The organism is Vibrio hepatarius (assembly GCF_001274785.1).
In the GTDB taxonomy this organism is placed as follows: domain Bacteria; phylum Pseudomonadota; class Gammaproteobacteria; order Enterobacterales; family Vibrionaceae; genus Vibrio; species Vibrio hepatarius.
Genome location: NZ_LHPI01000025.1, coordinates 180,499 through 191,360 on the forward strand (window position 1 = coordinate 180,499; position 10,862 = coordinate 191,360).

Annotated in this window: 8 protein-coding genes; 7 read left to right on the top strand and 1 reads right to left on the bottom strand. The window is 40.7% G+C overall.

Annotation, left to right across the window (positions count from 1 at the left end; genetic code table 11):
* The 7 genes from AKJ31_RS20305 (at position 1) to AKJ31_RS20335 (ending at position 10,588) form a co-directional block, all read left to right on the top strand.
* A complete protein-coding gene (locus tag AKJ31_RS20305; protein WP_053410851.1) occupies positions 1–1,812 on the top strand; it encodes a restriction endonuclease subunit S in 1,812 nt (603 codons plus the stop codon).
* Positions 1,802–3,448: an AAA family ATPase gene (locus tag AKJ31_RS20310; RefSeq protein WP_053410852.1), complete on the top strand. Its 1,647-nt coding sequence runs from the start codon at positions 1,802–1,804 to the stop codon at positions 3,446–3,448. Before AKJ31_RS20305 ends, AKJ31_RS20310 begins: the two co-directional genes overlap by 11 nt.
* The gene (locus AKJ31_RS20315) at positions 3,448–4,365 is read left to right on the top strand and encodes an HNH endonuclease family protein (protein ID WP_053410853.1); all 918 of its coding nucleotides are present in this window, start codon (positions 3,448–3,450) and stop codon (positions 4,363–4,365) included. The genes AKJ31_RS20310 and AKJ31_RS20315 overlap by 1 nt, the downstream gene beginning before the upstream one ends.
* Before the next feature lies 1 nt (position 4,366).
* On the top strand, positions 4,367–5,920 hold the full coding sequence (locus tag AKJ31_RS20320; protein WP_053410854.1) for a class I SAM-dependent DNA methyltransferase: 1,554 nt from the start codon (positions 4,367–4,369) through the stop codon (positions 5,918–5,920).
* A 54-nt stretch (positions 5,921–5,974) separates the two neighbouring features.
* Positions 5,975–7,324 (top strand): phospholipase D family protein, encoded by a 1,350-nt coding sequence (locus tag AKJ31_RS20325; RefSeq protein WP_053410855.1) that lies wholly within the window; start codon positions 5,975–5,977, stop codon positions 7,322–7,324.
* Between the two features lie 67 nt (positions 7,325–7,391).
* Entirely contained in the window at positions 7,392–8,969 is a 1,578-nt protein-coding gene (locus AKJ31_RS20330) for a hypothetical protein (RefSeq protein ID WP_053410856.1), read from the top strand.
* Between the two features lie 491 nt (positions 8,970–9,460).
* Complete coding sequence (locus AKJ31_RS20335) at positions 9,461–10,588, top strand: HNH endonuclease (RefSeq protein WP_053410857.1); 1,128 nt, start codon at positions 9,461–9,463, stop codon at positions 10,586–10,588.
* 56 nt (positions 10,589–10,644) lie between these two features.
* On the opposite strand, the gene AKJ31_RS23295 is transcribed toward AKJ31_RS20335, so the two are convergent.
* A partial coding sequence (locus AKJ31_RS23295; RefSeq protein WP_169780647.1) for a hypothetical protein occupies positions 10,645–10,862 on the bottom strand: 218 nt, incomplete at its 5' end.

Below are 10,862 nucleotides of genomic sequence, written 5' to 3' on the forward strand. Positions count from 1 at the left end.
ATGGCATTAGCAAAAAGTCCTGCGGAAATTGTGCAGGAGTCAAAGAGTGATGTTTTAAGTAAGCATGCTACTTGGGAAAGAGTAAATTTAATCGATGTTGCAGCATTGCTAAATGGATTCGCATTTAAATCTTCGATGTTTTCCAACGATCCTCAAAAAGGTATGCCTTTAATCCGGATTAGAGATGTGGTGAAGCATCAAACGAATACCTACTACTCAGGTGAGTATGATGAGACATATGTTGTAAGGAAAGGTGACTTGCTTATAGGAATGGATGGTGACTTTAATGCCGCCGTTTGGCAAGGTGAGAACGCACTTCTAAATCAACGTGTTTGTAAAATATCAATTTTTTCAAAGCACTATGACCATAAGTTTTTGAGCTATGTTATTCAACCATATTTAAATGCCATACATGCTGAAACATCGTCGGTGACTGTTAAACATTTATCGTCAAAAACTATTGGAGAAATTCCTTTACCGCTCCCACCTTTAGTGGTTCAAAAATTGATTGTCGAGAAAATCGAAGAGCTTTTCTCTCACATTGACGCAGGTGTTGAAGGGCTAAAGCAAGCAAAAGCTAAGCTACAACAATACCGCCAGTCGGTTCTTAAGGATGCAGTTACAGGAAAACTAACAGAGCAATGGCGTGCGCAAAACGCAGATAAGTTAGAGCCTGCGGATCACTTGCTAGAACGTATTCTCGATGAGCGCCGAGCGAACTGGGAAGCAGAACAGCTTAAAGCCTTCGAAGAGAAGGGTAAGACACCTAAGAATGATAATTGGAAGGATAAGTATAAAGCTCCGAAGTCATTCAATCAGAAAGAGCAACCTCTTGTTGTTCCAAGTGCTTGGGAATGGTGTTATTTCGATTCATTAGGTGTAGTTAGCGGAGGGTTAACAAAGAACAGTAAAAGGAATAGCTTTGATAAGAAGCTCCCGTATTTGCGTGTAGCAAACGTATATGCCAATGAACTGCGACTAGATGATATACAAGAAATTGGGGTTACTGATACAGAATTAGATCGAGTCTTGCTAGAAGATAAAGATCTACTCATCGTAGAGGGTAACGGTAGCCCTGATCAAATAGGTCGATTAGCTGTATGGGATGATTCGATCTGTCCATGTGTACATCAAAACCATCTAATTAAAGTTCGGTTAATCGATAAAGCGCTTTGTGACTTTGTCGTTTATTGGTTGATGTCTTTACCAGGTCGAGAACAAATTAAATCTGTAGCGAGCTCTACTTCAGGTCTATATACACTTAGCATATCGAAAATATCGGGTTTACCAGTTCCGTTGCCTTCTATCAATGAGGCTATAGAAATATCCAAGCTTGTCACGGATAAGCTTGAGGCCGCGCAACGAACTGAAGATGAGTTAACGAAGAAAATTAAACATAGTGAACAGCTAAAGTCATCTATCTTATCAAAGGCATTTTCTGGCCAACTAGTTGAAAATCATGCTACGGAAGAAACTGCTGAGCAACTGTTAGAAAAGATCCGTTTGGAAAAAGACCAAGTGGAGCAAAAAGCCAAGCTTGCAAAAAAGAAACCTACAGCGAGAGCAAAAAAAATGAAAAGACGTCCGATCCTTGATGTGCTTATGGAATCGAAGAAAGCGTTGAACGTTGATGAGCTGTTTGAACTATCTGGATTTCAAGGTGAGGTTACACCAGAGGTGGTCGAAGAGTTTTACCAAGAGCTCAAGGATGTTACCGCGACGAAAGGAGTCAATGTTACTCCAGTTAAAGTGGGGAATATTAAGCAAGGCGATCTGTTTGAATACAAGGAAATAAAGCCAAATGAAGCTTGATAAACTCTGGATCGGTGAGTTTAAGAATCTTAAAGATATTGAGATTGACTTTGACCAAAATGAACTCGTGACTGTCGTCATTGGTTGGAATGGCGCGGGTAAATCGAATGTTATTGAAGCATTGGTAATAATTTTTCGTGACCTTGATTTACACAAAGCACCTTCGTTTTCTTACAAGCTAGAGTATCTGTGTCGTGGCAACCGCGTAATTGTCGAAGCAAAGGAAACCGCGGTGAAGAAGGACCAGTATAAGATTCTAGTGCATGTTGAAGGCAGCCCTGAGACGGTTATAACCGATAAACATACTGATTTCTTTAAAGATGAAACTCGTCAGTTTTTACCATCGAACGTTTTTGGCTATTACTCGGGACCTAGTGACCGATTAGCCACGCATTTTTATGACCACCAGCGTAAGTTTAGAGACCAACTTCTCTACCCTGAAAAGCATGGTTTGAATGAGACAACGCTTCCGTTAAGACCGTTGTTTTATGCTCAAAAAGTACATAGTAACTTTGTCCTACTTTCGTTTTTTCTAGGTGCAGATGAAAAAGTTAAAAAGTTTTTAAAAGAGAAGCTTTTTATAGAGGGCATTGAATCGGTGCTATTTGTGCTTAACAAGCCGGATTGGACTAGTAAGCAGGGCGATTCAAGGTTTTGGAATGCGACAGGTGTTGTTAGGCCATTTTTAGATCGGTTGTTCTTTGCATCTTTAGCTCCAATGCGTAGAACGATGAAAGTTCCTCATCCGATGAAGAAGAATGCCGATAATGTTGAAGCTCTTTTTTTGTACTTAAAGGATTTGGAAGCTCTGAAGCAGGTGGGTGACAAAACTTCGGATAAAGATTTCTTTAAATTATTAGAAAGTATCTATTTTTCCAACCTGATTCACGAAGTACGTATTCGAGTAAAAGTGAAGAACAAGAATGGTAGCGATGAGTCTTTGACCTTCAGAGAATTAAGTGAAGGTGAACAACAGCTGATTACCGTACTAGGCTTGTTGCGTTTTACCCGTGATGATGAATCCCTATTTTTGCTAGATGAACCAGACACGCATTTAAACCCTGCGTGGAGTATGGAGTACATTAATTTCTTAAAAGAAGTTGCTGGCTTCAACTTGGATGCAAACAAAGAGAAGGCTGACTCTGGTGCTGTGGATAACAGCCATATTGTACTGGCGACGCATGACCCAATTGTCATTTCCACTCTGAAGCAAGAACAAATCAAAATCATGAAGCGTGACGAAGATAGCTTGCAAGTTTTTGCTGCGTCACCACTCTATGAGCCTAAAGGTATGGGATTCTCAGGCATCCTTATGAGTGACATGTTTGGCCTGCGTTCTGATTTGGACCCGAAAACATTAGAAAAGCTAGATGAACATGCAATTCTGCTGGCAAATGAAGAACGCACAGAGGAAGAAGAAGTCCGCTATAAGGAACTGCAAGAGCAGTTAGATAAATCGGGTTTTATTGACGCTTACTCAGACCCATATTTTTCTGCTTTTGTTAAAGCATGGGGCAGAAAGCATGGTGATAAGCTATTCACGCAGACCTTTTTGTCAGACAGAGATAGACAGCAACTGGCAGATATGACCGATGACATTCTTGCTGAGCTTGATGCAGAAGAGGCTGGTGAGTAATGCGCTATATCGATATAGATGAGGTAGACCTAGATCTTCCCGATGATTGGGATGAAGTCGTCGAAGGTGCTTGGGAATACGTTAACGGTAAAATTGATGCTGCAGAAATTGCTACTAACGCTAAGGCTGACGAAAAAGGCTGGGATGCACAAAAAAGAGCTGAGCAAATAGCGATTGAAAAGGTAAAAGCTCGTAAAAAAGCCATCTCAGCAAAAAGTAACGTGTGGTCACTGCTAAGTGATATTTTGGCAAAGCGTTCTTATGGAAAGTGTTGGTACTGCGAAAGTAACGAGTTGCGGTCTGACAACCCTATTGATCATTTTAGGCCAAAAGGAAAGGTTGCTGAATGTCCTGATCATCCGGGTTACTGGTGGCTTGCGTTCGAATGGTCAAATTATCGATATGCTTGTACTTACTGTAATTCTAGGCGAGTTGAAGTGGAAACTGCCGGAGGTAAGCAAGACCATTTTCCAGTTTTTACTCCTCCAGATTGGAATAGATCTAAGGATGATAATAATGCTGAAAAGCCCAAGCTGTTAGACCCGTCTGATGAAGATGACTACAAGCTCTTAACTTTTAATAAAAACGGTGAAGCTTGTCCTAACTGTAGCGATGAAGATTCGGAAGATTACCAGAAAGCAAAAGAATCGATAGATAAATATCACTTGAATCATGAGCCTACGAAAAAAGCCCGTAAAGCAATTAGGCAGAGAATTAAGCAAATTATCGCCAACACAAATAAGCTATTAGAAGATGGCGTGGATATGAAATCGATTCAAATCAAGTCGAATAAAAAGGAACTTATAAAAATGATTAGGCCTTCTTGTACGACAACTAAATTTAACACTGCGGCAAAACTATATTTAAGAGAGTTTGAAGATAACGCGTGGGTTAAAGAAATATTAGACCGAGATTAACATGAATAATTTAACAACTGGTGATATCGTAAATCGAGTGTGGAACTATGCCCATGTATTGCGTGACGAAGGCGTAGGGTATGGTGATTACGTAGAACAGTTAACTTACCTGATCTTCTTAAAAATGTCTTCTGAGCGAGCAGAAGGCGGTAAAGAGGGGGAAAGCTTAGCTGCTGAGCGCTGGGCCAAACTTATTGAGCTAGACGGCTCAGACCTAGAGATGGAATATCGCCATACATTGGAAAGCCTAGGAAGCCAAAAAGGCACACTTGGCATGATTTTCCGCAAAGCACAGAACAAAATTCAGGATCCGTCAAAACTCGAACGTCTGATATCCATGATTAACAAAGAGTCATGGTCATCGTTGAGTATTGATGTCAAAGGCGAAATTTATGAAGGCTTGTTACAAAAAGGTGCTGAAAGCGAGAAGAAAGGTGCAGGTCAATACTTTACTCCGCGCCCAATCATTGAAGCAATCGTCGATGTAATGCAACCGAAGCCAATGCAGAAGATCGCCGATCCTGCCTGTGGTACCGGTGGATTTTTAACAGTCGCGCATGACTATGTTGCTTTTGATATTGATAGAGCAACAGGTGAAAGAACACCAAAAGCACTGACTAAAAAAGAGAACCGTTTCTTAAAAAATGAAGCGATAAGTGGTAACGACATTTCAGATTCGGTGGCTCGTTTATGTGCCATGAACCTGTATCTCCATGGTATTGGAGCTGAAGAGTGCCCGATCTCTACATCAGATGCATTGGCGAAAGAGGTTGGATCTAACAAAGTTGATATGGTTCTAGCTAACCCTCCTTTTGGGAAAAAGAGCTCAGTAACTATTATCAATGACTCGACTGGTAAGTTAGAGAAAGAAAAGCTGACTTATACTCGTGAAGATTTTTGGGCAGAAACCTCGAACAAACAACTTAACTTCGTCCAACACATCGGCAATATGTTAAGAGTTGACGGAAAAGACTCTGGCAAAGCCGCTGTGGTACTACCTGACAACGTTTTGTTTGAAGGCGGTGCTGGTGAAACCATCCGTAAAGAGCTGCTTACACGTTTTAACCTGCACACTATCTTACGTCTACCAACTGGTATCTTTTACGCTCAAGGTGTGAAAGCAAACGTACTGTTCTTCGATGCTAAGCCAGCTTCAAAAGAAGCGTGGACGAAAAGCGTATGGGTTTATGACTACCGAACTAATGTTCATAAGACGTTGAAAACTAATAAGCTAGCTTGGAGTGATTTCAAAGAGTTTATTGAACTCTATAAAGCTGATGACCAAAAAGCACGAGTTGCTACTTGGGCAGAAGTGCAAGAAGCAGATGGTGGTCCAGGTCCAGATGGTCGTTGGCGTGAATACAGCTATGATGAGATCATCGCTAGAGATAAGACGAACCTCGATATCAAGTGGTTGAAAGACGAGTCACTGGAAGATACGGAAAACCTTCAGCCACCAGCAGTCATCGCAAGTGAGATTGTTGAGCTGCTTACCGCAGCACTAGAAGAGTTCAAAAGCGTAGAAGAAGCGCTTGTAGAAGAAGACGAAGATTAAATACAAAGGGGTCTAGGCCCCTTTTTTTGTGTTTTATATATTTGGTTGGGAATTATGAAGTTAATTGCGAATGGCTTAAACAAGAATTTTTTTAGAACAATGCTGCCTCCTGCAGGAACGGAGGTTGATGGTGTGGTTGCTGCAATCGCTTATGGTGATGATAGAACAGAGCTACTTCAGCACTGTATTGATAACCGTTATAGGCTTGATATTTGGATGAGGTATGATCATACGGTTCCCGTATCGCCAGCTTTTTTATCTAAACTTTTAGCCAACACAAAAAACAATATCTTCTGTAAGTTGGTACCAGATTCTCTCCACAGTAAAGTGATTTGGTGGAAGGGTTATGGTGCATATGTTGGTTCGGCAAACCTGACCGATCGAGCGTGGAATTCAAATATAGAAGCCGGAGTTTTCTTTAGCGAAAGTGATCTTGTTGATTCAGGAATGGCTGAGCAGTTATCAGAGTTTTTCGAAAGTTTGGAATCTTTAGACGTTTGTTTTGATTTGAACGAGGCCATCATAAAAGAGCAAAAAGCGCTTCTCGAGCTAAACAAGCAAAGAGTGAAGGAAGATAGAGAAAGAGCGAATAAGCGTAAAATCCCCGTATGGGGTGGTGTTAGCTTCATTGATGATCGTAAAGCGAAGGACAAGAGAAAGGACAACTTTAGGAAAGAGTGGGAGAGTACTCTTTCGACAATCAAGAACATAGCTTCTCAGATCAATGATTTTAGACCTAAGTGGATAGCGGCTGAGACTCCAGTATATTGGCAAGTTGACCAATTTTTACATGCCTATTACTACAACAAAGTTCGACGTGATAACAATACATATCCATACGAAGACGACTATCAACAGCATTGTAAGAACCCACAAGCAACTTTAATGACTATGCTCCAGTGGTGGCAGGATTTACCTGAACCTCCATCAGATGAAGACTACAACATCGAAGTCAATGCGCCACTGATTCGCAATAATTTGTCTAGGAGCCAAATAGGTTCAGTTACAAGAGATGATCTTCAAGGTATTTTGAGGGCAACTCATGCGACGATGGACCACTTAATTAAAATGAGCACAGAGTCTTTGGGAAGGCCTAATCAGAAGTCATTGACGAGAGAAGAGAGGCTTCCACTGTTTACCGATTGGTTGTTTAGCCAACGAAATGGCAAAGGGCAAACAGTGATTGAGTTATTAGAGTTCGTCCTTTACGGAGGTAAACCAGAGAATATGTGGGAGCGTATTTATCAGGCAAGTAAGCATGAAGACTATCGATTCGCACATTATGGTATCAGTTCTATTGCTGAAGTTGTAGGCTGGGCTAGGCCTGAAGACACGCCTCCAAGAAATGGCCGTACTAACAAGGCTCTTAGAGCCCTTGGGTATCCGGTAAAGGTAAATATCTGATAAAAAATAATATCCCGTCTAGCTATACCAAAAATGTGAAGGGAAACGCTGTCCTGAAAGTAGTTTTATGACACTGTATGCTCATTTAAATGTATGGTGGTCAACGTATGAAATTAGGCTTTTTTTTGGGGCTGGTGCTGAAGTAGGTTATGGACTCCCTATTGGTGGGAAATTTGCGATTGATTTGTTTCGCCAAGATGTGAGTGAGCATAAACAGGCGTTGCGTGATCAATTAAGAAGCCTCAACCAATACGATACGTACGTTACAAGCTGGCTACCGGAAAAATACGCTACACAGAGGATTCATGCCTTTGGAAAAAATGAGTTTACTAGTTTAATTGAGTCGTCAATTGAGTACAGGAAGTCAGAAATTGTTCGTAGGCTCAATGATTTTGATGTGGAAGCAGACAAGGCACTGATAGATCTTGGAATAGATAAGAAAGTTGTTGTTGATAAATTTAATACTGAAATGGAGCATGCGTTCGGTGATCAGCTGTTTTCAACTGCTGTTCAGATGAATAGTTTACTTTCTGATGAAGTGAGATTGTTTGGCAGCGAAATGTACTCAGCAATGTTGAGTGTACTACGTGTTAAAGAAAACACTGCTGATCTACAGAGGTATGCAGGGGCCTTTTTACAACTTTTGGTTGGGGCCCATGGGCAAGAGCTGGTTCAGAGACTTAATCAAGAACTATTTGAAGCCGCTCCTGACGATATCCCTATATTTGATGATGTTTCCGGAATGTTCAAAGTTGAGTTCAATCAAGCGGGGCTAAGTGCTTTGGAACTATTAATGGAATCGAAGCGAGAATACGATTTAGAGAATGGATCTATATCAGACTTGCTCTCTGCTTTGGCGCAACAACCTTTAGAAAATATATTTACCACTGTATTAGACTATCAGTCACTCATTGATAGCCACTTTCGCTATTTATACTCCCCAAAAACAGAATGGGCTAAGTTCTCAAAAATGGTTATTTTTTTGTGGGCTACAAGGAAGTACATTAAAGAGCAGTTAGAGAACATTGGCAGTCTGCCCAACAGCGGTTACTATCATGATCTTCAACGTTGTGAAGCTCTTGGTATCGAAATTTCCGCGATAGGAACAGCTAACTATAATAACCTCATTGAGACAATTGCCGGGCAACTTGATTATCAAATACCAAGTGTTCACCAGTTAAATGGTGGTGTCTGTGATTACTACAATCCATATAAAAACTCGGTTGTATTTTGCCAAGATGATAATGATGTTCCACAAGATCAAATCCATGTACCGTTTATACTGACTCAAAGCGGGCTAAAGCCCTTAACATCTGTCGATATGTCAAGACGTTATGTTAGCTTGTTTGATAGTTACTCCGAGTGTGACGCCATAGTTGTGATTGGGTATGGTTTCAATATTGATGATAGTCATATCAACGGGTTGTTCCGTCAACTTATAGAAGATAACGGTAAGTCACTACATTGGGTTTGTTTAGATACTGATGGCACGGCAGAAGAACAGAAGCGAATATTGGTTCAGAAATTGAGAATTAGTGCAGTTAACCGAAATAAGGTTCACGTTGTTCCTGTATCTCCTGTTGAGAGATTAATTGGTGGAGTAAACTGGTTGGATAATATCAAAACAATGGTCGAGCAAGATTAGATCTGCACTAGTTATTAATACCAATAGCCGGATGAACTAAGCGATAGTTTTAAGTAATACCTATAGTAATACTTTTAAGTTTTATTTTTGTTTTAACTATTAAATATCATTAGCTTAGTAGTTAAAGTCTGCTGTCTCACTCACCGCCACATTCTAAAAGGTCTGATTTATCAGGCCTTTTTTCGTATCTGTTATCCAAAAAATCGACTACTTAGGTTATCCATAGATTCCGATTTGATTGTCGTCACAATAAGTCATTCATTTCTAATACTTTATCGCGTTCTAACATCGGGGCGTATATCATCTAGACATACTAATAAATGGCTTAGCTATGTCTGCAAGTACTTATTTTTACAAACTAATTTCCAAGCAGCTTGATGACCAATATGACTTACTCGAATTTGAGTCAGTCCATCAACCTTTGTGTGTCTATTAGCGAGCTTCTGGATCAAGTGTGCTTGATGCTAGTGTTGGTTTGGGGGAGGTAAGCTATGTCGCATGAGTATTATTTAGACAAGTTTCGACAGCTGAACATGAATAGCTCTGGTGGTAAGAAAAGTCCTCACAAAGTCTGCATGTTGCTGGCCGTTATGGATTTAATTCAAGCGGGCAATATCGTCTCTAACAACATTGAGTTTAATCAGGCTCTAAAGGACGCCTTTACCCGATACTTTGACAACTTTGCTCAAGGTAATGATAAAAATACGCCGGAGAATCCATTCTTCCACTTGAGGAGTGAAGGATTTTGGCACCTTTGTTACCACGATGGGTTCGATCAATCGAATACCAGTCGTTATTCCGCTAAAGCAGTTGCTTTCGCTTATCTCGATGATGAGCTTTTTGAGTACATGAAGAGTTTTATTGTTACCAATGAACTCAAAGAAGCCTTGGTTTGTAATTTGTCTGATTTAGCTTCACGTTACCAGCATTGGCTAATGGACATCGGTAAAACAGAGAAAACGGCGAGAAATTATCTTGGGGCTGTTCGAGGTTCTATCTCCAATTGGTTGATTGAGTCGGGTGAAATTCGTGAACCGCTTACCGAGGTTAAGTCCTTTAGCGAATTCATTGGATGTGAGCAAAAGGCGAAGCAGCTCGATATTTTCAAACGCAGGGATGAGAAAGGTAAGGGTATGTATAGTGCCGCATTGTCCCATTATCGTAAGTTTTTAGCAGATTTAGCGCAGATAGATGTAAATGCAGACATTCGGCAAGTTATGTCGGACAGAAAGTTAACGGATACAGAAAAAGCGATCATGGTTAAGACTCGAATGGGGCAGGGACATTTTCGATCTCAATTGGTCCAAATGTGGGGTGGTTGCGCTGTTACGGGCTATCGAAACACGTCGATGTTGCTCGCCTCTCACATTAAGCCTTGGCGTGATTCTAACAATCAAGAACGTTTAGATAAGTTTAATGGAATATTGCTTTTGGCTAATCTTGATAAGGCTTTTGACCTCGGCTTTATCTCGTTTAAGGACGATGGCCAAGTGCTTATTTCGGATTACCTTGAAGCGCCAGAGGTGATTGGCTTGAGAGAGGATATGTCGTTCCACGTTATGCGAGAGCATAAACCTTATCTGGCTTATCACAGAGATGAGCTGTTTAAAGGGATGTAACTCGAGACTAAAAGAAGCCATCAAAAATGACTTCTTATCTCAATATCTAGAAGTGTTTACAGATCCCAAGAAACCATTGCGACGGCTTTGTTCTTTGAGACAAGCGTTTGGTCTTTCAACTGAACTACGTTGCTGTTTGCAAACGGTGTAGTATGTTCGATGCCGTTTTCTTCCCATACAACTTTATTGCTTTCAACAAAGACATGTTTGGAAGTTTCGATCGAAGACATCAGCGTCGGTATTTTACTTTTCCACGCGATATTAACGCCAGCCG

Excerpts from the sequence above, each read along its gene's own strand:
- AKJ31_RS20305 (WP_053410851.1), top strand. The coding sequence starts at position 1 with ATGGCATTAGCAAAAAGTCCTGCGGAAATTGTGCAGGAGTCAAAGAGT.
- AKJ31_RS20320 (WP_053410854.1), top strand. The coding sequence starts at position 4,367 with ATGAATAATTTAACAACTGGTGATATCGTAAATCGAGTGTGGAACTAT.
- AKJ31_RS20325 (WP_053410855.1), top strand. The coding sequence starts at position 5,975 with ATGAAGTTAATTGCGAATGGCTTAAACAAGAATTTTTTTAGAACAATG.
- AKJ31_RS20335 (WP_053410857.1), top strand. The coding sequence starts at position 9,461 with ATGTCGCATGAGTATTATTTAGACAAGTTTCGACAGCTGAACATGAAT.
- AKJ31_RS20310 (WP_053410852.1), top strand. The coding sequence starts at position 1,802 with ATGAAGCTTGATAAACTCTGGATCGGTGAGTTTAAGAATCTTAAAGAT.
- AKJ31_RS20315 (WP_053410853.1), top strand. The coding sequence starts at position 3,448 with ATGCGCTATATCGATATAGATGAGGTAGACCTAGATCTTCCCGATGAT.
- AKJ31_RS20330 (WP_053410856.1), top strand. The coding sequence starts at position 7,392 with ATGACACTGTATGCTCATTTAAATGTATGGTGGTCAACGTATGAAATT.